This is a genomic window from Flavobacterium panacagri (assembly GCF_030378165.1).
In the GTDB taxonomy this organism is placed as follows: domain Bacteria; phylum Bacteroidota; class Bacteroidia; order Flavobacteriales; family Flavobacteriaceae; genus Flavobacterium; species Flavobacterium panacagri.
This window is the reverse complement of the sequence record NZ_CP119766.1, coordinates 1426611-1450993: the sequence shown is the minus strand read 5'-3', so window position 1 is coordinate 1450993 and position 24383 is coordinate 1426611. Positions and strand designations below refer to the sequence as shown.

Genomic DNA, 24383 nt, shown 5'->3' with positions numbered 1-24383 from the left:
TAATTATGAAGGCTTTTTTATTTTGATCTTATTCTATAATTTCTTCTTTTGGAGCTGCATGTTTTTTCAGTGAAAAATAAGCCATAACTGTACTCAGTAACATTAATGCTCCTCCTAAAATAAATGGCGCACCAGCAAATTTAAAAGGCGCATCATTATGAGTGAAAAAGTAAAATGTATTGGCCATCATTGGCGGACCTATAATAGATGAAGCACTCATTAAGCTAGTCAAAGTTCCTTGAATTTCTCCTTGTTCACTTGGTTCAACCTTACTAGCCACAACAGATTGTAAAGCAGGACCAGCGATTCCGCCGAGACAATATGGAATTAAAAACACAAACATCATCCAGCTTTCTGTTGCAAAAGCAAATAACAGCATTCCGATTGTGTATAAAGCCAAACCGATATAGATACTTTTTTCATTTCCAATTTTTGGATTAATAAAACGAACCAATCCGCCTTGTACTACGCCAACCAATAAACCGATAATTCCTAATGAGATTCCGATCATTCTTTCATCCCAATTGAATTGATAGATGGTAAAGAAACTCCAGTTACTTTGTACAGCATGTGAACCTACATACAAGAAAAATATTGCTGCAATTAATCCAATTAGAGTTGGATGTTTTCTTAAACCTAGAATTGCTCCAACCGGATTGGCACGTTTCCAGTCAAAAGGCCTGCGGTTTTCTTTTTTAAGTGATTCTGGCAGAATGAAAAATCCGTATAGAAAGTTCAGCATGCATAAAACTGCTGCTGCATAAAACGGAACTCTAGATCCGTACTGTCCTAAAAGTCCTCCGATTACAGGCCCAATAATGAACCCTAACCCGAAAGCAGCTCCGATTAATCCAAAGTTTTTTGCTCTGTTTTCAGGCGTGCTGACATCCGCAATATATGCTGAAGCTGTTGTAATACTTGCACCTGTTACTCCTGCAATAATTCTTCCGATGAAAAGCCAAACAATAGTTGGCGAAAATGCCAGTAAAATATAATCTAATGAAAAACCAAAAAGCGAAATCAAGATAATGGGTCTTCTTCCAAATTTATCACTTAAATTTCCAATTACTGGTGCAAATACAAATTGAGTTATCGCATACGCGAAAGTTAACCAGCCGCCTATTTTTGCTGCTTCACTGATGTCGCCATGAATCAGTTCTTCGATTAGTTTTGGAATCACAGGAATAATAATTCCCCATCCAGTAATATCAATTAACATGGTTATGAAAATAAAACCAATGGCTGCAGATTTGTCTTTTTGTAGCATAGTTATTTTTGTAAGGAGATGCAAATAAACTGATTTTTCGATTAACAATAAAAAAATCCAAAACTCAAAGTTTAAATTCCAATTGAAAGTGCTATTTTTTTCACGCAGATTTAAAAAAGATTTAAGCAGATAAACGCAGATCTTTTTCTACTAAAATATTTATCTTTTTCCTCAACATAACCCATATAATACGTTTCCCGTGGTTGAAACTACGGGCTATATTTTAATGTAATGAATAGATAAATCTATAAAATCTGTGTGAATTTTTTTTAAGGCATCAATAAAAAAATCCCAAATTCCAATTTGAAGGAATCTGGGATTTTTTATTGTAAAATTCTGAATTCGGGTTCGGAATTTCACTATTGAAAATTAAAACTATTAATGGGTGTGTTTCGGATTGAAACCGTCTTCGCTTAATTCTGTATGCTCATAATCGGCAACCATTTCAGCTTCGTAATCGATTTTTTCTCCTTTAGAGAATTTTCTAATGATTTTCTCCATAATATCATAGATTACTGGAACCACAATTAATGTTAGGAATAATGAAGAAATCAAACCTCCAATAATTACCCAAGCTAATCCGTTTTTCCATTCTGCTCCAGCTCCAGACGCTAATGCAATTGGGAACATACCGAACACCATCGCAATTGTTGTCATCAAGATCGGACGTAAACGTGCGTGGTTTGCTTGGATCAATGCTCTTCTGATTGATTCACCAGCAGCTCTTCGTTGATTCGTATAATCGACAAGCATGATCGCATTTTTACACACCAGACCAATCAACATGATGACCCCTAAGATGGTAAAGATATTTAATGTATTGTTTGTTAATGCCAAGGCGAATAAAACTCCAATGAACGAAAGCGGAATTGCAAACAATACAACAAACGGGTGAACGAAACTGTCATATAATCCAACCATTACAAGGTAAACCAAAATAATAGCCGCTAATAATGCGATTCCTAAAGTACCAAAACCTTCTGATTGGTTTTCTTGGTCACCACCCCAGATGTAGTTAACTCCTGTTGGTTTTTGTAATTTGTCTAGTTTTTCCTGCCATTGTGTTACAATTGTTCCCGCTGGCACCCCAACGTTCTGACCTTGTACGGTTACAGAAGCTGTTTTATCTCTACGCTCTAATTTACTCGGCCCAGAACCTTCTGTAATTGTAGCGAATTGGTTTAATTTAATCTGCTGGCCTGCGTTGTTGATGAAAATCAAATTACTAACATCTGTGATGTTTTTTCTATCAAATTCATTGTATTTGATGTTGATATCATATTCGTATTCACCAGCTCTAAATTTACCGTCAGTATTACCACTGTAAGCTGTCTGCATTGTTAAACCAACTGTTTGAAGTGTTAATCCTAAAGCAGCCATTTTATCTCTGTCAACTTGAACGTTGATCTCTGGGTTTCCGTCTTCAACTGTTAATTTAATCTCCGTTGTTCCAGGAATAGTACGTAATTCAGCTTCAGCTAATTTTGCAAATTTCATTGCACTTTCTACGTTTGGACCTGTTACGATCAAACCTAAAGTTGCGTCTTCTGCTGTTCCTAAGATACCTACAGGAACTGTTTTCACTTTAGCACCAACTAAGATCTTCTCTAATTTACGTTTTGTTTTAGCAGCATAAACATTAGCGTCATCTGTTCGATCTTTTTGCTCGATCATTTTAACGTCAATCTCTGCTTTGTAAGCTGTTGCCTGCGCCGCTCCTAGACCTTCACTGGTTTGTCCTACTGTTGTAATCTGGCTGAAAACATATTTCTCTCCTTTTAAGAAAGCTTCTGCTTTTTGCGTCATAAAGTTAGTCTGCTCTAATGAGGCATCTTTCGGCATCTCAATCTGTACTAAGAACTCACCACTATCAGACGATGCGAAGAACTCTCCTCCAATATATCCGCCTCCCATTAACCAGAAGATCGATCCAAAGAACATTACTAATACAACACCAATAGTTTTAATATAGTGATCTAAACACCAGTTTAATAAGTTTGAAATCCAATCTGTAAAACGAGTTAAATAGCTTTCAAATCCAAGAATAATTCTTCCAAATAAGTTTTTACCTTCAATATGCTCTAATTTTCCAAAACGGGAAGACAACCATGGAATAATAGTAAAGGAAGCCAATAAAGAGAACATTGTTGATATAATTACCGTAACACAGAATTGTGTAATAATGTTTGATACCAATCCTGTACTCATTGCGATTGGCAAGAATACCACCACAATTACTAAAGTAATCGAAGTTACAGTTCCTCCAATTTCGGCAGTTCCATCATAAGCAGCGCGGATACGGCTTTTACCCATTTCCATGTGTCGGTAAATATTCTCCAATACCACAATCGCATCATCCACAAGAATACCAACCACAAGAGATAAACCTAATAAAGACATTAAGTTAAGCGTATAACCTAATAAATAGATTCCGATGAATGTTGCAATCAAAGAGGCTGGAATAGAAACCATTACAATCAAAGAGTTTCTGATACTGTGTAAGAAGAACAACATTACAAAAGCAACCAGAATAACCGCAATTAACAAGTCATGTACAACAGAATCTGCTGCTTCAAGCGTAAATACGGTACTGTCTTTTGCAACCTCTAATTTCAATTCAGCTGATTTGTAATCTTTCTCTAAAGTTGCAATTGTTTTAATCAACTGCTCACTTACCGCAACGGCATTAGCATCTGATTGTTTTACAATTTGAAGTACGATGGCACTTTTTTGATCAACACGCGCAATTTTCTCTGCTATCTTTTGTGTATCCTGAACATCAGCGATATCACCTAAACGAACTTGAATTCCGTTTTGAGAAGAAACCACTAAGTTTCTTAATTCCTCAACGTTTTTATATTTACCCGCTAAACGGATTAAGATTTTCTGATTACGAGTTTGGATGTTACCAGTTGGGAAATCCAAGTTTGAACTCAAAATAGTCTGCTGTACCTGAGGAACTGAAAGTCCATAACCCTGCATTTTTACAGCGTCAAGGTTTACCTGGATCTCACGCTCTTGACCACCAATAATATTTACCTGAGCAACCCCTTGTACACGAGATAAAATTGGTGCAATCTTTTTATCGATCAAATCGTAGAAAGTTGCTTCGTCCATTTTACCATTCGCTCCAAGTGTCATAATTGGTAAATCACTTAAAGAGAATTTTGTCAATGATGGCGGATCAGCATCGTCTGGTAAATCACTCAAAATTGCGTTAATTTTACGCTGTGCATCATTCATCGAAATATCAACATTTGCAGTAGAAAGCAATGTGATTGATACTACAGACAAACTCTCATAAGATTTCGAATCAATTTTCTTTATATTTTCCAGAGAGGCAATTGCATCCTCGATTTTCTTTGTAACAGTATTCTCAACCTCACTTGGAGAAGCTCCAGGATATACAGTAGAAACCGTAATAACGTTGGTTTCGAATTTCGGGATCAGCTCGTAGCCTAACTGGCTGTAACTGAACAATCCACCTAATGTCAGAATTGTAAACAATACAATTACCAACGACGGACGTTTAATGGATATTTCGGCTAATTTCATATGTTTTTTTTATTAAGTACTTAGTTTTTTTAGTTCCTAGTCCTTAGTTTTTAATTCCTCATTTTTAATGTTACCTAATTCTAGGCACTAAAAAACTAAGAACTAAGGACTGATTCCCTTAATCACTAATTACTTTTTATTTAATAATTTCTACTGTATTTCCGTCTTGTAAGTTAATCTGCCCCGTAACAATCACAGTTTCTCCATCATTTAAACCATTAATGATTTCAACCTTGTCTCCTAAGATTCTTCCAGCAACTACTTTTTTCAATTTAGCAACGTTATTTTCTACTACGAAGATTTCATTACTGCTCACACTACCAACAAAAGCATTTCTAGGAACCACTTTTAAGTTTTGTTTTTGGTTGTTTGAACCAAAGTTTGCTGTTCCGTACATACCTGCTTTTAAGTCGTTGTTAGCATTGTTTGTAATTTCGATTTCAACTGGGAAATTTAAAGAAGCATCTGCTTTTGCAGCAATAAATGTAATTTTTCCAGAGAATGTTTTATCAGGATAAACACTAGCAGTAATGTTTACTGTGTTTCCTAATTTTAAACTTGCTACTTGGCTTTCGTTTACTGTAACTGTCAATTTTAATTTAGAAACGTTTACAATATCAAATAAAGCAGTTGCAGGCATTCCAGCTAAAATAGATCCCGGTTCAACATATTTTTTATTGATATATCCATTAATTGGCGCTTTTACTCTTGTATCTCCAACATTAATTTTAGCTTGAGTATAGTTAGATTGCGCATTTGTTAAAGCTAATTTTGCCTGATCTAATTGTTGTTTTGTAACACCACCAGTTTTAAAAGCATTTTCATATCTAGCATAATCAGATTTTGCATTTTGAAATGCTGCTTCAGCTGCTTGAGCATTTACATTGATTACATCACCTCTTACTGTTAAAAGAGTTTGTCCAACTCTTACATAATCACCTTCTTTAACTAAAACACTGATTACTTTTCCAGATTTTTCAGCAGAGAAAGTCAATTCTTGAATTGGTGCAAAGTTTCCGTTTGCCGTAAAACCAAGATTTACATCTTCTGTTTTTACAGTTGCTACTTTTACAGAAACTGCTGCATTTTTTTCTGCTACAATTGCAGTTTTACCTTCATTCTCAGCCTTATTCTTATTTAAAATGAAGTTAATCCCGACAAGTGCCACGACTATGATTACGATTGTTATAATTATTTTTTTCATTGTAATAATTTGTTATTTAGTAAGAGATTTTAGTTCGCCTTTTGATTTAATTAGAGATATTTCGGCAATTTTATAATTTAAAACTGCTCTTGTATAGTTATTCTGAGCTTCAAGTGATGCATTTTCAGCGTCTAGCAAATCGGTTAAAGAAGCTAAACCTTGAAGATAATTGTTTTTGGTATTGCTAAGAATTTCAGTTGCCAAACGCATATTTTCTTGTTGATTCTGAATGGTCACAAGATTATTATTGATTTGTGTCATTGCATTTTTATAATCTAAATCAAGAGATAATTTAGTGTCTTTAATATCTTCCTGAAGTGATCTAATTTCAACATCTGCTTGTCGTACTTTGGCACGAGTACCAAAACCAGTAAAGATTGGCACATGTAAGTTTAAAGCAATCGCAGAGAAATCCGACCAGTAAACTCCTTTTTCAGGTTTTGCAAACCAAGGAAATTCAGGGCCTTGACCAATGTAATTGTAACCAGCAGACAATGAAAGTGTTGGATAATACCCTGCTTCCATTGCTTTTTTATTGTATACTAAAAGCTCTTCTTGTTTTTTCAAAAGCAGATATTCTGTTCTGTTTTCTATATTTGGCTCTTGTGTTAAAGCCGCTGGAACCACTTCAAATTCTTCTTTTGGCATATCGATTTGAGTTTCAATCGGCATTCCCATATAAAACTTCAAAGCATTTTCCTGTAAAGTGATTTGATTTTTAATCTGCTGACGTTCTGTATCAATGTTTGACATTTTAACTACGATACGATCTAAGTCGATTTTTTTTGCCAAACCATTGTCAAACTGACCTTTTACAATATCACGAACTTTTGTTGTGTTTACGTAATTGCTGTCTAATAATGTTAGTCTTTCTTTTTGTACATAAACTGAATAGTAATTATTTGCCACTCTTTCAATAACCTGTTCTTCAGTTAACTGGTCGTTAATTTGATAAAATTCACGAGTAGATCTTGCTGCTTTTAATCCAGTAAAAACAGATTGATCAAAAATTGCCTGCGTCAAAGAAAGTCCTGCAGTCGAAGTCCAAGGCTGTCCAAATGCGGCCTGAATTGTCGTTCCCGGCTGTCCAAAACCTGCACCGTCAATAACAGTTGTCTGAATAATTGGATTATATGTCAAGTTTCCGTTTGCAGATATTTGCGGTAACGCTCTTGAACGTACTTCCTGAATTTTATATTCGCTGTTTTCAACCTGAAGTTTTGCCTTTTTAGCATCAGCTTTATTTTGAAGCGCATAATTGACAGCGTCCTTCAGAGTTAAAGTAGTGGTTTGTGCGACAGCAGAAAAGCCTATGGTACACAAAACTATAAGAAAGATTCTTTTCATAAGTGTTATTATTTATTAAATTTGAGATGAGACCGTCATTGCTTCTTTATCCTCACACAGAAAAATGACGATTAATTTTGGAATGGTTAATTTTTAATTCTTTGTAATTGCTTTTCTAATTCCTCGACTCCTTTTGGAGTAGCCATTGCTCGAGTATGGTATTCTAATGCTTCTAATTCTACTCTTTGTGCTTCGCTTTCAGAAACTGTATTTTCGTTAATATGAAAAACCAATGTGTAATAAAACTTCACATATACCTCTATGTTTAAATCATCTCTGTAAAGTCCGTCACGTATCCCTTTTTCGATATTGTCTCTAAAGCACTGTGTACATTGATCAATTTCGATAGAAAGGATGTTTTGGTAAATTTCTGGATAATGTTTTTTAAGCTGATAAATCGGAGAAGTATCAGTGTTGTTCTTAAACATATCACGAAACATTTCTCTAATCTCAAAATTCTCATGGATCGCATTATAATTCTTTGCAATAATGGTATCCATAATTTCATGAACTTGTCCATGAACCAAAGAAGTGCTTTCTTCAATCAAAACTTCTTTATTACAGAAATATTTGTAAATCGTTTTTTTCGAAATACACATTTCTCCTGCAATATCATCCATTGTAACACTCTTAAAACCAAGCTTTAAAAAAAGTTCGCTTGCTTTTGCTATAATTTTCTCTTTCATTTTAATTCTCTCAATTCTCTTACAAATATAGCCAGGAAACTAAAACTTAAAAAAATAGTTTCCATGATATTTGTAATAATTTTACATTAAATTAATAATTATGTAAGATTTATATGCTAAATTCAAGATTAGCGATTAACTTTATATCTTTTCCAAGAGCCAAACCTCCATTGTGATGAAATGAATTATAATCTAATCCAAAGTCTTGACGTTTGATATCACCCTTAATTTCGAAAGCCACTTTTCTCTCTCCGTTATAGGTGTTTACTCCAATAAACTCTGCATCAAGTTCTACAACTCGAGTAACATCTTTTATAGTTAAATCTCCTTTGAAGAAATTAATATTGTTATTTATCTTTTGAAACGATGTTGATTTAAAGCTAATGATCGGATGTTCATCAACATCAAAAAAATCTTGAAGCTGTAAGTTGGTATCAATTTGCTGAAAGCTTTCGGTTTTATTATTAATATCCAGTGAAAATTCAACCGAAGCATCTTCAATCTCATTATCTTCAAGACTTACATAACCGCCAAATTTGTTTGTTGTTCCTCCCAAATAAGCAATGATAGAATGTCTCATTTTAATTAAAACATCTGATTGTGTAGAATCTAAAGTCCATGTTGTTTTCATAAATATTTGATTTTAATGAGTTTATAAATAATCTCAAAATTCTGAATGGAAACTTTTTTAGTGTTATGAGTTTCCATTGAACGCTGCAAATATAAACAGGAAACTCTAAATACCAAAAAAGTTTCCAAGTTTTTTGAAAATAATTTTAACAAATTCATTCTTAGCACTTTTTAGTCTATTATTTAAACTTTTAACAGCATTTAAATTTTTGAAACCAATAATTCATAATTGAATTGTATCTTTGAGGCTCGAAAATCAGAATTTAATTTTATGCACGATATTAGTCAGTACCAGGATTTTTTTATTGATTATTTAAAAAAACAAAACATTCATAAAGAACCTGTAAACCTCTATGAGCCGATCGAATATATTTTAGGACTTGGAGGAAAACGCATCCGTCCAGTTTTAACTTTAATGGCGGCAGAAGTTTTTGATACTGATTATTCCGTTGCGCTTCCTGCCGCAATGGCTGTAGAAGTTTTTCATAATTTTTCTCTTGTTCATGATGATATAATGGACGATGCTCCTTTAAGAAGAGGGCAAGTAACGGTTCATGAAAAATGGAATTTAAACACTGGTATTCTTTCTGGTGATGCAATGCTGATTTTGGCGTATCAATACTTTGAACAATACGAGCCAAATGTCTTTAGAAACTTAGCCAAATTATTCAGCAAAACCGCTCTTGAAGTTTGCGAAGGACAACAATGGGACGTAGATTTTGAAACCCGTAAAGATGTTACGATTCCTGAATATCTTAAAATGATTGAATACAAAACAGCTGTTTTAGTTGCCGCCGCCATGAAAATGGGCGCGATTGTAGCCAAAACATCTGAAAATGAAGCCGATTTAATCTACGATTTCGGATTGAATTTAGGTTTAGCTTTCCAATTACAGGACGATTATCTAGATGCTTTTGGGGATCCAGAAACTTTCGGCAAACAAGTTGGAGGCGATATAATCGAAAACAAAAAAACCTATTTATACCTAAAAGCTCTGGAATTTTCTTCAAAAGAAAAAGCTTCGGAACTAGAGCAGTTATTTACTTTGCAATTAGAAGATAATACCGAAAAAATAGAGACAGCCAAAGCTATTTTCAACGAATCAGGAGCTTCAAAAGCAACACAAGATGCTATCGAAATGTATACTTTAAAAGCTTTTGAAACTTTGGAAAAAATGGAAATCAACGCTGAAAAGAAAAATGTTTTAAGAACTTTCGGCGAAAATTTAATGGGACGTAAAGTTTAGTGTTCAGTATTCAGAAAAAAATCTACAATCAGCAATCTAAAATCTAAAATAATTATGTTTGTAGCACCCGTAAATACCGAATCATTACTAGCACAAGCGCAGGCAGAGACTTTATATCTAAACTTAATTGAGCAGATTAATAAAGATTTTAATCTGGCTAATGAAGGAATCGATTTTCCGTTAAGCATTTCGCCCGACGAATTAAAAATTCAGCTTCACGAAAAAATCTACAGAATGATTCAGTACAAATTTGCTGAATATTTGAATCTGCTTTATATTATTGATGTTCCTGAAAATGAAATCAAACAACTTGATGGATCAGATTTGGTAATTCTTGCCGAGCAAGTTGCGTTTTTGATTTTAAAAAGAGAATGGCAGAAAGTTTGGTTTCGCAATTATTACAAATAGAGGGTCAATCCGTTACCAAAAGGCTATAACTTTCAGGTCTTACGATTTTTTTTAATTTATCCAACTCAGTCCAAAGACCAAAACCTTCAGTGTCAATTTTACTTCCAATAATCTGGAATCGCGCACATTTGAAGCAAATTTTGGCTATTCCAATTGATTTTTCTTTTCTTTTAAAAATAAAAATATCACGATATTCAGGAATGCAAGCAAATCCATACGACTGAATAGAATCTTTTTCACTGAATATGTTTTGAATTTCTTTTGATGCTTACTAGATAAATTCGACTTTTTGTAATCATATTTCAACAAAAGTTTTTCAAAATCTTTTTCAATATTCTTGGGATAATACCCATAAAAAAAAGTCGAGAATTCTTTCTTCTTCTCAATCTGTTTCTGATTATCACTTGACAAATGTTCGAAATCACTTGCAGAACCTAGATAATAATGATCTATTTCATCAGAATCAAAAAAAGGCCGTAATTCTTTTTTTACAACGTTTGCTTCAGCATTCTTTGATTTTTCCAAATTGTTACAACTTATAGCTACAACTGCTGTCAGTATACAAATAAATTTCTTCAAATTTCTATATTTAAAAACTTAGAATCTCAGCATCTCAGCACCTTAGCAACTTTAAAAATACACTCTCACAAAAGGCATAAATCCAGAACCGTAAAGACTTTTATTAGGATTGTACAAAACATCGTATCTCGCACCGATTGTGACGTTTCCAGTTCTATAACCAGCTCCTAAATAAAGCGCTGTATTCCAATAACTGTCAGAAAAAGCGGGTCTGTTTATATTCGAATCATATCTCGTATCTATTCTAACTTGTTCTAACTCCGCCGATAATTGAATTTCCGGAATCGGGTTTACGAGTCCAATTAAACTTCCTCCATAAACGTACGATTCATAATAATTTCTTGAATTTAAGTAACCAAATTGTAAACCAACACCAACAGCAACAATTTCGTTAACATTGTAAATAGCACTTGGCATTACAGAAATGTCTGTATAACCAGAACCAATTCCTAAACCAAGACCTCCTCCAAATTGAACTTTTTCCCAGAAGTGATTGCTGTTATCTATGACATACTTTTGCTGCCCCGATACATTCGTTGAAAATAAAACAGCCAAAATCACAAAAAAGAAATTGAAAACGATTGAAATTTGATTTTTCTTCATAGTTAACGTTTATTTTAACAAATTTTTACGTAAAAGTACGTAAAAAAAAGATTTAAATAAATGTGATTGTTGTACTTTTGCCTTTCTATATAACAAAAAGTATATTCACTCATATTATGGATAGGTTTTCATTTTTAAACGCAGCGCATACCGAGTTTTTTGCACAATTATACGATCAATATTTAGTTAACCCAGACAGCGTTGAGCCTAGCTGGAGAAGTTTCTTTCAAGGTTTTGACTTTGGACAAACAACTTATAACGACGAAAATCCAGTGCAAACCATCGTTGAGTACGTGACTAGCGACAACACAGATTATAGTCAAGTTTCAGAAAAACTAAAAAAAGAATTCAACGTTCTTAAATTAATTGACGGATACCGTACGCGCGGGCATTTATTCACGAAAACAAATCCTGTTCGTGACCGTAGAACTTCATCTCCTACTTTGGATATCGAAAACTTCGGACTATCTGCAGCTGATCTTTCAACTGTTTTTGATGCTGCTCAAACCATCGGAATGCAGCCATCTTCTTTACAAGATATCGTAAACCGTCTTAAAGCTATTTACTGCCAGCATATTGGTATTGAATATATGTATATTAGAAATCCTGGCGTTGTAAAATGGATTCAGGATAAATTGTCTGTAAATGTAAATCAGCCTAATTTCTCTACAGCAGAAAAGAAAACCATCTTAGATAAATTAAACGAAGCTGTTTCTTTTGAGAACTTCCTTCACACTAAATATGTGGGACAAAAACGTTTCTCATTAGAAGGTGGAGAATCTATCATCCCGGCTTTAGACGCTTTGATCGAACAAGCTGCAGAAAAAGGTGTTGAACAATTCGTAATGGGAATGGCCCACCGTGGTCGTTTGAACGTTTTGGCAAACATCTTCGGAAAATCTACTCAAGATATTTTTGGTGAGTTTGACGGTAAAGATTACGATCAGGAATATTTTGATGGTGATGTGAAATACCATTTAGGTCTTACTGCCGACAGAAAAACAAGATCTGGAAAAAGCATCAACATCAATTTAGCGCCAAACCCTTCTCACTTAGAAACGGTTGGAGCTGTAATTGAAGGTATTACAAGAGCAAAACAAGATAAATATTATGCTGACGATTTCTCTAAAGTATTACCAATCGCCGTTCACGGTGATGCTGCAATCGCTGGTCAAGGTATTTTGTATGAAATCATTCAAATGGCACAATTAGATGGTTACAAAACTGGAGGAACAATCCACATTGTAATCAACAACCAGGTTGGATTTACAACTAACTACTTAGACGCTCGTTCATCAACTTATTGTACAGACGTTGCTAAAGTAACTTTATCTCCAGTATTACACGTAAATGCTGATGATGCTGAAGCTGTAGTACATGCTGTATCTTTTGCATTAGATTACAGAATGCAGTTTGGACGTGACGTATTTATTGATTTATTAGGATATAGAAAATACGGACACAACGAAGGTGATGAGCCTCGTTTTACGCAGCCGGTTTTATACAAAATCATTGCTAAGCATAAAAACCCAAGAGACATTTACGCAGAGAAATTATTATCTGAAGGCGTAATCGATGCATCTTATGTAAACGGTTTAGAAAAACAATACAAATCTGCTTTAGAGGAAAACTTAGAAGCTTCTCGTAAAAAAGATTTGACTATCATTACACCATTCATGAAAAACGAATGGGAAGGATTTGTTCAGGTAACTGATACACAAATGCTTCAAAAAGTAGATACTACTTTCGCTAAAGAAGGTTTAGATTCTATCATCAACACCATTTCAACTTTACCAGCTGACAAAAAGTTCATCAATAAGATCACTAAAATTGTTACAGACAGAAAAGTTGGATACGACAACAATACTCTTGACTGGGGAACTGCTGAAGCATTAGCTTACGGATCTCTTTTAACAGAAGGATTTGATGTTCGTATTTCTGGACAAGATGTTGAGCGTGGTACATTCTCACACCGTCATGCAGTTGTTAAAGTTGAAGATTCTGAAGAAGAAGTTATTCTTTTAGATGCAATCGAAAACAAAAAAGGAAAATTCGGAGTATTCAACTCTCTTTTATCTGAATATGGAGTTTTAGGTTTTGATTACGGATATGCATTAGCAAACCCAAAAGCCTTAACAATCTGGGAAGCACAATTTGGAGATTTCTCTAACGGTGCTCAAATCATGATTGACCAATATATTTCTTGTGGAGAAGACAAATGGAACAACCAAAATGGTATCGTTTTATTATTGCCTCACGGATACGAAGGTCAAGGTGCTGAACACTCTTCTGCAAGAATGGAACGTTACTTACAACTTTGTGCAAGACATAATATGTATGTTGCAGACTGTACAACTCCAGCAAACTTCTTCCACTTGTTGAGAAGACAAATGAAAACAAACTTCCGTAAACCATTGGTAGTTTTCTCTCCAAAAAGTTTGTTGCGTGATCCTAGATGCGTATCAACAGTTGAGGAATTAGCAACTGGAAGTTTCCAAGAAACAATTGACGATAATACAGTAGATAAAAAGAAAGTAAAAACTTTAGTTTTCTGTACTGGTAAATTCTATTATGATATTGTGGCTGAAAGAGAAAACAACGGAAGAAATGATGTTGCAGTTGTTCGTATCGAACAATTATTCCCTTTCCCTGTTGAGCAGATTAAAGAAATCATTGCAAAATATCCAAATGCTGATGATTATGTTTGGGCGCAAGAAGAGCCTAAAAACATGGGAGCTTACAGCTTTATGTTAATGAACTTTGATCTTGTAAAATGGAGATTAGCTTCATTAAAAGCATACTCTGCTCCTGCATCAGGAAGTTACACACGTGCAAAACGTCGTCACGCAGATGCAATTAGAATGGTATTCGATAAAAATTTATTCAGATAATAAAAAAATGTTTCCAGTTTCAATCCCGATAGCTATCGGGATTGAAACCATAAAAACCTTAAACAAAGAAATAAGATGATTTTAGAAATGAAAGTCCCATCACCAGGGGAGTCAATAAAAGAAGTTGAGATTGCAACTTGGTTAGTAAAAGACGGAGATTATGTAGAAAAAGATCAAGCAATTGCTGAAGTTGATTCAGATAAAGCTACTCTTGAATTACCTGCTGAAATGAGCGGTGTAATTACACTAAAAGCTGAAGAAGGTGATACAGTAGCAGTAGGTGCTGTAGTTTGTTTAATTGATACAGATGCTGCAAAACCAGCAGGTGGCGCATCAGAAGCTCCAGCAGCAGAGGCACCAAAAGCGGAAGCTCCTAAAGCTGAAGTAAAAGCTGAGGCTCCAAAGGCAGAACCAGCACAAGCTCCTGCAGCTACAAGTTATGCAGCGGGAACTCCATCTCCAGCAGCAAGAAAAATATTAGACGAGAAAAATATTGCTCCAGCAACTGTAACAGGAACTGGTAAAGGCGGAAGAATTACTAAAGATGATGCTGTAAATGCAGTACCTTCTATGGGAACTCCAACTGGTGGAAGCCGTGGAACTGAGCGTACAAAATTATCAATGTTACGTCGTAAAGTAGCAGAAAGATTGGTTTCAGCTAAAAATGAAACAGCTATGCTTACTACTTTCAACGAAGTAAATATGACGCCAATCAACCAAATTCGTAACGAATACAAAGATGCGTTCAAAGCAAAACATGGTGGTCTTGGTTTAGGTTTCATGTCATTCTTTACAAAAGCAGTTACAAGAGCTTTACAATTATATCCAGATGTTAACTCAATGATGGATGGTGATTACAAAATCGCTTATGATTTTGCTGACATCTCAATCGCAGTTTCTGGACCAAAAGGATTAATGGTTCCTGTTGTTCGTAATGCTGAATTATTAACTTTCCGTGGAATTGAAGCTGAAATCAAAAGATTAGCTTTAAGAGCTCGTGACGGTCAAATTACAGTTGACGATATGACTGGAGGAACTTTCACAATCACAAATGGTGGAGTTTTTGGAAGTATGTTATCTACTCCAATCATTAACCCTCCTCAATCAGGAATCTTAGGAATGCACAACATCATCGAGCGTCCAATCGCTGTAAATGGAAAAGTGGAAATCCACCCAATGATGTATGTAGCGCTTTCTTACGACCACAGAATTATTGATGGACGTGAGTCTGTTGGTTTCTTGGTTGCTGTTAAAGAAGCTTTAGAAAATCCAGTAGAATTATTAATGAATGGCGATGCTAAACGTGCTTTAGAATTGTAATTGTAATAATTTTCAACAATACTCAAAAACCTGTTCATCAATATGAACAGGTTTTTTTTCTTAATACTGTCTTAATTTTAGCTTAAGCTGTTAATTTTTTACATTAACGTAAATTTTACCCTTTAAAAAAAATTTTATTTAGAATAAATAAGGATAACTTGTATTATTAGCAATCAACTACTACATTTGCGCTATTAAAATCAATTCTAAATAAAATGAAATATAGATTTACCATTTCTTTTTTGAGTTTTTGTTTTGCTTTATTGACTAGCGTATCAGCTTTAGCCCAAGAAAAAGCAACCATCAAAGGTCAGATTAGTTTAACAAATAATGAAGCTGCAGACAATGTTTCTGTAGTATTAAAAGGAACTAAAATAGGAACAGTTACAGATGCAAATGGTTTCTATGAAATTAAAAACATCAAACCTGGAAACTATGTAATTAAAGTTTCTGGAATTGGATACTCTTCAAAAGAAAAAAGCGTTAGCCTAAATAGTGGTGATTCTATTATAGAAGACTTTAGAATCAGTGAAAATTCTCAGGAACTAAATGAAATTGTAGTAAATGGGAATAGAAAAAACCCATTGGCACGTAAAGAAACACAGCAAGTATCAAGATTACCTCTTAAAAATCTTGAAAACCCACAGGTTTACACTACTATTACTAGCGAGTTATTAAAAGAACAAGTTGTAACTAACCTTGATGATGCTCTTAAAAACTCTCCAGGCTTAACACAGCTTTGGGCATCAACTGGCCGTGGCGGAGATGGTGCTGGTTATTTCTCTCTAAGAGGATTTGCTGTTCAACCAACTATGATTAATGGACTTCCAGGTTTATCTAACGGAAGTTTAGACCCTGCTAATATTGATAAAATTGAAGTAATCAAAGGCCCATCTGGAACTTTATTTGGAAGCAGTTTAATCTCTTACGGAGGTTTAATCAACATCACTACAAAAAAACCTTATGACCATTTTGGAGGAGAAATAAGTTATACTGCCGGAAGCTACGGTTTAAACAGAGTTACTGCAGATGTTAACACTCCTCTTGACGAAGAACATAAAGTAAACTTTCGTATAAATGCTGCTTATCATGATGAGGATAGTTTTCAAGATGCAGGTTTTAGAAAATCTTTATTTGTAGCTCCTTCTCTTTCTTATGAAGTGAATGAAAGATTATCATTCTTAGTTAATACTGAGTTTTTAAGCAGTGAAAGTACAAATCCTACTATGTTGTTTTTAGATCGTTTTTCTCCTCTTCGCGTTCACAACATTGATGAATTGAGATATGACAACAAACGTTCTTACACTAGTAATCAGTTAACACTTAAAACACCATCGTATAGTCTTCAGGGACAGATGAATTATAAAATTTCTGATCAATGGACTTCACAAACAGTTCTTGCAAGAAGCTCTGCGAAATCACTAGGATACTATGCTTATCTATATGAAATCACAAGCAATTTTAGTGGCATTAATGACGGAATTGTTCTTGGAAGATCATTTACAAATAATGATTCTAAAACATTAACAACCGATATTCAGCAAAATTTTATTGGCGATTTTAAAATTGGAAACTTAAGAAACAGAATTGTTGCTGGTTTAGATTATTTCAACAGAATGCAAGTTGATAATGGATCTGGATATCTTTACAACGAAAGTCTTATTTATATTGGAAATGATCCTTTACAAACTGTAAACGAAAATGTATATGGAATTACAGATCCTAATGACTATATCACAAATGGAGACAATGGTAATTTATCAAAAGCTCATGCTGAAGCTGCATTATCTACGGTTCCTGTAAACAACACCAAACAAAAACAAGAAGTTTTTAGTGCTTATGTATCTAACGTAATCAATATTACGCCTGCCCTTTCTGCTATGGCAAGTTTACGTATAGACCGTTTCATTAATTCAGGAGATGTAACAACAAAATCTGATGATTTTAACCAAACTACTTTCTCTCCAAAATTTGGTTTAGTTTACCAGCCAATTATTGATAAAGTTTCGATTTTTGCTAACTACATGGATGGTTTTGTAAACCCATCACCAATTACTGATGTCGCTGCTGATGGAACTAGAACACCTAGAACATTCTCACCAGAACATGCCGCTCAATTTGAAGTGGGTACAAAATTAAATGTATTCAAAGAAAAATTATACGCTACTTTTAGCTACTATGATACTAAAGTAAGAGATATGGTTTACACCGATTATGGAGCAACAACTACGATTAGTTATGATAACGGTGCACAAAGAAACAAAGGTTTTGAAGCAGAAATTGTTGCAAACCCAATTGACGGCCTAAACATTGTATTAGGATACAGCTATAACGATGCTCTTTTAACTGCAGGACTGCCAGATTTCGTAAATCACAGACCTGAAAGTGCTGGACCACAGAATTTAGCAAACCTTTGGGCTAGCTATAAATTCACACAAGGTGAGTTAAAAGGATTTGGTTTAGGTTTTGGTGGTAACTATGCAAGCGACAATAAAATCATGAACAGAACTGTAGCTGGAGTGTTTACAATTCCAGAATATACAGTACTAAACTCTTCTATCTTTTATGGAACTGAGAAATACACTTTAACACTAAAAGTGAACAACATTGCAAATGAAGACATTTACGATGGATGGTCAACAGTTCACCCTAAAGATGCTAGAAGCGTGGTTGCAAGTTTCTCATACAGATTTTAATAAAAAACATTTCAAACACCTTTCTTTTAGGAGAAAGGTGTTTTTTAAATTTTAAAGATTATGATTACAATTGCCAGTCTTTTTGTTTTTCTAGCTTTTTATACTCTTTATTACACTTCAAAAAGAGCGGTTTTGTCCTATGATTTGGGTTTTGAAAAATGGATGCAGAAAAATCCAAAACCAACTAAAATTATCGGATTAACATTATTATTAACCGCTTATATAATGTGGCTTTTTACACAGTCTTTAGGTTGCGGTACGCTACTATTTTTTGTTCAGTTAATGACAATTGGAAGTTTAATCATTATTCTTGCTCCTTTAAAAAGGGTAAACAGTAAAGCGCTTTTAGCACTGTTGCTTTTTGTAGCTTTACTAGAATTTTACTATAACTAACATCTTTTTTATATTACGTTATGCCAGCAAATCCAAAATATTTAAATCCTTCTCTTGGGGCTCGTTTCACCAAGATTACTGCTGCCATTTTAGGTGGGTACTTTGTGTCTGTTACTTTTCATTTAGCTTTAGCAGCTTGGTTTAATCGTGCAGCTATACTTATCACTATGGCTTTTACTGGTTTTATACTTTGGGTCGCCTTAATGATAATTGCCTTTTTAGCTAAAAGCGGCTGGAAAATTTGGGGAATTTACATACTGCTGAGTTTGCTTTTTTGTCTTTTCATTTATCTTGGTCAAACCTATAATCATACTGCTCAATAATATTTATGAACAACCGTCATTATAATATCTATTTTCATACTCATACTGTCAGCGGTATCGTTATCAGTGTAGCGTTATTTGTAATTTTCTTTGCTGGATCCTTTTCTTTTTTTAGAGATGAAATCATCAATTGGGAAAGAAGTGAATCTACAGCAATCACAAGAGAAATTCAATTAGACTACGATAAAGCGTTAAAACATTTGGATGAAAAATATGTTTTGCATGGAAGAAACATAACGATCTCAAAACCTTCTATAGAAGAAAGAGTAGGTATTTATATGGAAGGAACCAAAGATACTTTGGCTCCAGCCAAGCAAAAAGAAGGACAGTATTTCTATTTAAATCCTAAAACTTTTAAAACTTTTACCTACGAAGAGTCTTATTCTCTTGGAGAACTTTTATATCGTTTGCATTTCTTTGCCCAGATTCCATATCCTGTGGGATATTATCTTTCTGGTTTTGTAGCATTGTTTTTCTTATTTGCAATTATAACTGGTGTATTATTGCATTGGAACAAAATTGTTTCTAACTTTTATATTTTCCGTCCAAAAGAAAAATTAAAAACGCTTTGGACTGATGCCCACACGGCATTAGGAATGATCGGTCTGCCTTTTCAATTTGTTTACGCCGTTACTGGAGCTTTCTTTATGATTAAGCTTCTTCTTGTAGCGCCAGCTGTAATGGCTTTGTACGATAATGACCAGAGTAAGTTATATAAAGAATTAGAATACACCGATCCTGACTATAAATTTGAAAACAAAAAACTAACTGCTCCATTTAATATTGATGAACTCGTTGCCAAAACAAAAAAGAACTGGTCTGATTTCGAAATTAAACGAGTTTTTATTCAAAATTATGGTGATGCCAATATGCATGTTTTAGTTGAAGGAGAACTTTTGAGCCAGAAAAAATTTACTGGAATCGGGAAAGTAGTTTATCGAATTGCTGACGGAAAAGAAATTGCTAAAAAAGATCCTATTTCTCAAACCAGCTATTTAGATGTTGTCAAAAATGTTTTATACCGAATCCATTTTGGCGATTATGGAGGATATGCTTTAAAAATAATAAGCTTTATTTTAGGAATCATAACTTGTTTTGTAATCATTTCCGGTGTTATGATCTGGCTGGTTGCCAGAGACAAAAAGAACATGCCCGAAAAGAAAAGACGTTTCAACAATGCCGTTGTCCGTATTTATTTGGCAATTTGTTTGAGTATGTATCCAATTACTGCTTTAGCTTTTATTGGAAGCAAGATTTTCTATCCTTTAAGCCAGGCAAATCTATTCAGACTTTATTTTGGCGGATGGCTATTGCTAACAATCTTTTTTATCATTAAAAAGAATGATGGCTTTACCAATAAATTCTGCTTGATTTCTGGAAGTATTTTAGGTTTCCTTATTCCAATCACAAACGGAATTGTTTCTGGAGATTGGTTTTGGACATCGTTTATGCACAACAAAATTCAGATTTTCTTTATTGACGTTTTCTGGATTTTCTTGGCTTCCACTTCATTATATGTTGCTTACCATTTAAAACCTAAAAAAGTAGTTTCTTAAAAAGAACTCAACATACTCCAATTCGTATTTGGTCACAAAGGCACAAAGACAGTAAGTTTTTTTTTAAATCTCGTAAAGACTCTAAATCCAGAAGCTATAAAATGATCTTCGGACTTAGTTTCTTTGTGAGATTTATATTTTTCGTTCAAAAAAAGACATAAAAAAACCGCTTATAAAAAAAGCGGTTCTTTATAATTTTCGAAACTTGATTAGTTTCTGTTTGCTAAAGCATTTTTCTGTAAGTTTTTAACTGAACTAACTTTGTTATCTACATAAGCAACTTCTTTCAAGCTGTTCTCATTAAAGTAGATCCAATTTCCAGTTTTTTGTCCGTCTGTGTATTCTCCAACGGTTTTTTTATTTCCATTTTCATCATAAGATACCCAGATACCGTCCAATTTTCCATCCTTAAAAAAGCCTTCCTGCTGTATTCTACCGTTCTCATAATAGTAAGTTGCTTTTACTTTATTTCCAACAGTTTCTAATTCAGGTTTACCTTCTTGTGCTGTTAGAATTCCAGAGAATAATACAGCCGCTAAAATCACACACTTTTTCATATCGTCAGGTATTAAATGTTATTGAATGTTACTAAATTGTTATCAAATATAATTAATAGTTTACATTAAAAAAACTTTTGCTTAACAATTTGGTAACATTGAATAAAAACTTAACATTGGAAAATTACAGAAAACAAAAAAACCAGCGCTCAAGCACTGGTTTTACTGGTATTTTAGAAAAAACTTTGTTTTTACGATAACGTTATAAATTTCGTAAATAATTTAGTTCAATAGTGCACTTAGTTGTTTATCAAGCTCAGGATCAGATGGTCTAGGTGCATCAGATTTTACAATATTACCTTGAGGATCAATTAAAATAAATCTCGGAATTCCAGTTACGCCATAATTTACGACAAACTCAGATTCCCAATCTTTATCAGCAAAAAGCTGTACACCTCCAAGATGTTTATCGGTTACGAATTTTTTCCATTTTTCGTTGTCCTTTAATTTATCAATAGAAATACTCACAAACTCGATATTCTTGCCGTGATATTTTTCTTCAATTTTTTGAAGGTATGGAATTTCAGCTCTACAAGGCGCGCACCATGTTGCCCAAAGATCAATGTAAACATATTTACCTTTTAAATCAGAAAGTTTAGTTTTTCCTCCTTTAAAATTTTCATAATCAAATTCAGGCGAAGCTTTTCCAGTAAGTTTACTTGCTTTATATGCACTTTCATAATTTCTAAGTGAGAATTCATGAAAGTTTTTAAAATTACCCTTCATATCTGTTATGAAATCAGGATCAAAAGTTCCTTTCTCCAGGCTTTCGTTATCTGCTTTTTCTTTAGCGGCTAATATTGCATTAAATTCGGCTGGTTCTTTAGAAAAGGCTTCCTCAAGTTTCTCATTTCTTAATGCTTGTTGCGCTAAAAAATTACTTTCATTTACACCTTTACCTTTGTACACAATAGTCTCGTCAAATTCTTTTGCATTCATGGTCAAATTAACCTCTGAATTTGGTTTCAAATACAATCTAGAAGATTCTGTCCCATCAGAAAACATATAAAATCCTTTTGGAGCCTCAAAAGTTGCCACAAATACTTGTTTCTTATCTATTGGAATAATTTGCATAAAATTATCCTTTCCTCTAATGACTAAAGTGTCACTGTTTCTATTTGCGATTTTAGCTGTGAACTTAACCGTACTTTTGCCTTGTCCAATCACATTCAAAGCATTAAAAAGTATCAAACCTGCAACAAAAAGTTTTTTCATAGGTATTCTTATTAGTTTTTTAGTGATTCAAAACTAAAGAATTTAAAGCTTCCTAATTTAAGAATTAACAAAATATTTAAAATTCTACACATCAAGTTTATCACTTTACTATATTATCTTGAATTTTGTATTTACTTTTGCAGTCTAAAATTGAGATTATGTATAGAAGTCATAATTGCGGCGAATTAAACGCTTCAAATATTAATACCGAAGTTACACTTGCGGGCTGGGTTCAAAAATCACGTGATAAAGGATTTATGAATTGGGTCGATTTACGCGACCGTTATGGAATTACACAACTTATTTTCGACGAAAGTCGTACTGATAAAACTGTTTTTGAATTGGCAAAAACTCTGGGAAGAGAATTTGTAATTCAGGTAAAAGGAACTGTTATTGAGCGTGAAGCTAAAAATAAGAATATTCTAACTGGTGAAATCGAAATTTTAGTTTCTGAATTAACGATTTTAAACACTGCTCTTACTCCTCCATTTACTATTGAAGATGAAACTGACGGAGGTGAAGACATCAGAATGAAATACCGTTATTTGGATATCAGAAGAAATCCAGTAAAAAACAGCTTACTGTTCCGTCATAAAGTGGCAATGGAAGTTCGTAAATATTTATCAGATTTAGATTTCTGTGAAGTTGAAACTCCTTATTTAATCAAATCGACTCCAGAAGGAGCGAGAGATTTCGTTGTTCCAAGCCGAATGAACGAAGGACAATTTTATGCATTACCACAATCTCCACAAACCTTCAAACAATTATTGATGGTGGGCGGAATGGATAAATATTTCCAAATCGTGAAATGTTTCCGTGACGAAGATTTGCGTGCAGACCGTCAGCCTGAGTTTACACAGATTGACTGCGAAATGGCATTTGTCGAGCAAGAAGACATTTTAAATGTTTTTGAAGGTTTGACAAGACATTTATTGAAAGAAATTAAAGGCATTGAAGTAGAGAAATTCCCAAGAATTACCTATGACTATGCTATGAAAACATACGGAAATGACAAACCGGACATTCGTTTCGGAATGAAATTTGGCGAATTAAACGAATTTGCACAGCATAAAGAATTCCCTGTTTTCAATGCGGCAGAATTAGTAGTGGGAATTGCAGTTCCAGGAGCAGGAAATTATACCCGTAAAGAAATTGACGGATTAATTGACTGGGTAAAACGTCCTCAAGTTGGAGCGTCTGGAATGGTATATGTAAAATGCAATGAAGACGGAACATTTAAATCCTCTGTAGATAAATTCTACGATAATGATGATTTAGCAAAATGGGCAAAAGCTACAGAAGCCAATCCTGGAGATATGATTTTTGTACTTTCTGGTCCTGCAAATAAAACAAGAGCACAATTATCTGCTCTACGTATGGAATTGGCAACTCGTTTAGGATTACGTAAACCAGAAGAATTTGCTCCATTATGGGTGGTAGATTTCCCATTATTGGAATTAGATGAAGAAAGTGGTCGCTATCATGCAATGCACCACCCATTTACGTCTCCTAAACCAGAAGATATGGCTTTGTTAGAAACAGAACCAGGAAAAGTTCGCGCAAATGCTTACGACATGGTTTTAAACGGAAACGAAATTGGAGGAGGCTCTATTCGTATTCATGATAAAGCGACGCAACAGTTAATGTTCAAATATTTAGGATTTACTGAAGAAGAAGCAAAAGCACAATTTGGTTTCTTAATGGATGCTTTCCAATTTGGAGCACCGCCTCACGGAGGATTAGCTTTTGGTTTGGATAGATTAGTTGCCATTTTAGGAGGTCAGGAAACCATTAGAGATTTTATTGCTTTCCCTAAAAATAATTCAGGACGTGACGTTATGATTGACGCACCAGCTGCAATTGATGAGGCACAATTGAAAGAGCTTTCAATCAAATTAGATTTATAA

19 protein-coding genes are annotated in these 24383 nt (G+C 34.1%); 9 read left to right on the top strand and 10 right to left on the bottom strand.

What is annotated here, in order from left to right; translation table 11 throughout:
* Window positions 1–28: 28 nt before the first annotated feature.
* The 6 genes from P2W65_RS06595 to P2W65_RS06570 form a co-directional block, all read right to left on the bottom strand.
* Complete coding sequence (locus tag P2W65_RS06595) at window positions 29–1267, bottom strand: TCR/Tet family MFS transporter (protein ID WP_289664404.1); 1239 nt, start codon at window positions 1265–1267, stop codon at window positions 29–31.
* 378 nt (window positions 1268–1645) lie between these two features.
* The gene (locus P2W65_RS06590) at window positions 1646–4822 is read right to left on the bottom strand and encodes an efflux RND transporter permease subunit (RefSeq protein ID WP_289664402.1); all 3177 of its coding nucleotides are present in this window, start codon (window positions 4820–4822) and stop codon (window positions 1646–1648) included.
* A gap of 136 nt (window positions 4823–4958) precedes the next feature.
* Window positions 4959–6026, bottom strand: coding sequence for an efflux RND transporter periplasmic adaptor subunit (locus P2W65_RS06585; protein WP_289664400.1), 1068 nt, complete (start codon window positions 6024–6026; stop codon window positions 4959–4961).
* A gap of 12 nt (window positions 6027–6038) precedes the next feature.
* Complete coding sequence (locus P2W65_RS06580) at window positions 6039–7373, bottom strand: TolC family protein (protein ID WP_289664399.1); 1335 nt, start codon at window positions 7371–7373, stop codon at window positions 6039–6041.
* An 86-nt stretch (window positions 7374–7459) separates the two neighbouring features.
* Entirely contained in the window at window positions 7460–8059 is a 600-nt protein-coding gene (locus P2W65_RS06575; protein WP_179003245.1) for a TetR/AcrR family transcriptional regulator, read from the bottom strand.
* 109 nt (window positions 8060–8168) lie between these two features.
* On the bottom strand, window positions 8169–8690 hold the full coding sequence (locus P2W65_RS06570; RefSeq protein WP_095953668.1) for a YceI family protein: 522 nt from the start codon (window positions 8688–8690) through the stop codon (window positions 8169–8171).
* 270 nt (window positions 8691–8960) lie between these two features.
* Here P2W65_RS06570 and P2W65_RS06565 point away from each other — a divergent pair, with 270 nt between their 5' ends.
* Both P2W65_RS06565 and P2W65_RS06560 read left to right on the top strand, forming a co-directional pair.
* Window positions 8961–9935: a polyprenyl synthetase family protein gene (locus tag P2W65_RS06565; RefSeq protein ID WP_289664396.1), complete on the top strand. Its 975-nt coding sequence runs from the start codon at window positions 8961–8963 to the stop codon at window positions 9933–9935.
* Between the two features lie 54 nt (window positions 9936–9989).
* Window positions 9990–10343, top strand: coding sequence for a hypothetical protein (locus tag P2W65_RS06560; RefSeq protein ID WP_091490550.1), 354 nt, complete (start codon window positions 9990–9992; stop codon window positions 10341–10343).
* Between the two features lie 144 nt (window positions 10344–10487).
* On the opposite strand, the gene P2W65_RS06555 is transcribed toward P2W65_RS06560, so the two are convergent.
* Both P2W65_RS06555 and P2W65_RS06550 read right to left on the bottom strand, forming a co-directional pair.
* Window positions 10488–10922, bottom strand: a complete 435-nt coding sequence (locus tag P2W65_RS06555) for a hypothetical protein (RefSeq protein WP_289664395.1) — start codon at window positions 10920–10922, stop codon at window positions 10488–10490.
* Window positions 10923–10973: 51 nt separating this feature from the next.
* Window positions 10974–11525 (bottom strand): hypothetical protein, encoded by a 552-nt coding sequence (locus P2W65_RS06550; RefSeq protein WP_289664393.1) that lies wholly within the window; start codon window positions 11523–11525, stop codon window positions 10974–10976.
* 116 nt (window positions 11526–11641) lie between these two features.
* Here P2W65_RS06550 and P2W65_RS06545 point away from each other — a divergent pair, with 116 nt between their 5' ends.
* The 6 genes from P2W65_RS06545 to P2W65_RS06520 all read left to right on the top strand — a co-directional run bounded on the left by P2W65_RS06545 (window position 11642) and on the right by P2W65_RS06520 (window position 20704).
* Window positions 11642–14416 (top strand): 2-oxoglutarate dehydrogenase E1 component, encoded by a 2775-nt coding sequence (locus P2W65_RS06545; RefSeq protein WP_289664391.1) that lies wholly within the window; start codon window positions 11642–11644, stop codon window positions 14414–14416.
* 75 nt (window positions 14417–14491) lie between these two features.
* On the top strand, window positions 14492–15736 hold the full coding sequence (odhB, locus tag P2W65_RS06540; RefSeq protein ID WP_289664390.1) for a 2-oxoglutarate dehydrogenase complex dihydrolipoyllysine-residue succinyltransferase: 1245 nt from the start codon (window positions 14492–14494) through the stop codon (window positions 15734–15736).
* 215 nt (window positions 15737–15951) lie between these two features.
* Entirely contained in the window at window positions 15952–18432 is a 2481-nt protein-coding gene (locus tag P2W65_RS06535) for a TonB-dependent receptor (protein WP_289664388.1), read from the top strand.
* A gap of 60 nt (window positions 18433–18492) precedes the next feature.
* Window positions 18493–18825, top strand: a complete 333-nt coding sequence (locus P2W65_RS06530) for a hypothetical protein (protein ID WP_289664386.1) — start codon at window positions 18493–18495, stop codon at window positions 18823–18825.
* 20 nt (window positions 18826–18845) lie between these two features.
* Window positions 18846–19148, top strand: coding sequence for a hypothetical protein (locus tag P2W65_RS06525; protein WP_289664385.1), 303 nt, complete (start codon window positions 18846–18848; stop codon window positions 19146–19148).
* Window positions 19149–19153: 5 nt separating this feature from the next.
* Window positions 19154–20704, top strand: a complete 1551-nt coding sequence (locus P2W65_RS06520; protein WP_289664384.1) for a PepSY-associated TM helix domain-containing protein — start codon at window positions 19154–19156, stop codon at window positions 20702–20704.
* A gap of 209 nt (window positions 20705–20913) precedes the next feature.
* On the opposite strand, the gene P2W65_RS06515 is transcribed toward P2W65_RS06520, so the two are convergent.
* Window positions 20914–21261, bottom strand: a complete 348-nt coding sequence (locus P2W65_RS06515) for a toxin-antitoxin system YwqK family antitoxin (RefSeq protein WP_289664383.1) — start codon at window positions 21259–21261, stop codon at window positions 20914–20916.
* A 222-nt stretch (window positions 21262–21483) separates the two neighbouring features.
* Window positions 21484–22476 (bottom strand): TlpA family protein disulfide reductase, encoded by a 993-nt coding sequence (locus tag P2W65_RS06510; protein WP_289664382.1) that lies wholly within the window; start codon window positions 22474–22476, stop codon window positions 21484–21486.
* A gap of 158 nt (window positions 22477–22634) precedes the next feature.
* On the opposite strand from P2W65_RS06510, the gene aspS reads away from it, so the two are divergent.
* Entirely contained in the window at window positions 22635–24383 is a 1749-nt protein-coding gene (aspS, locus tag P2W65_RS06505; protein WP_289664381.1) for an aspartate--tRNA ligase, read from the top strand.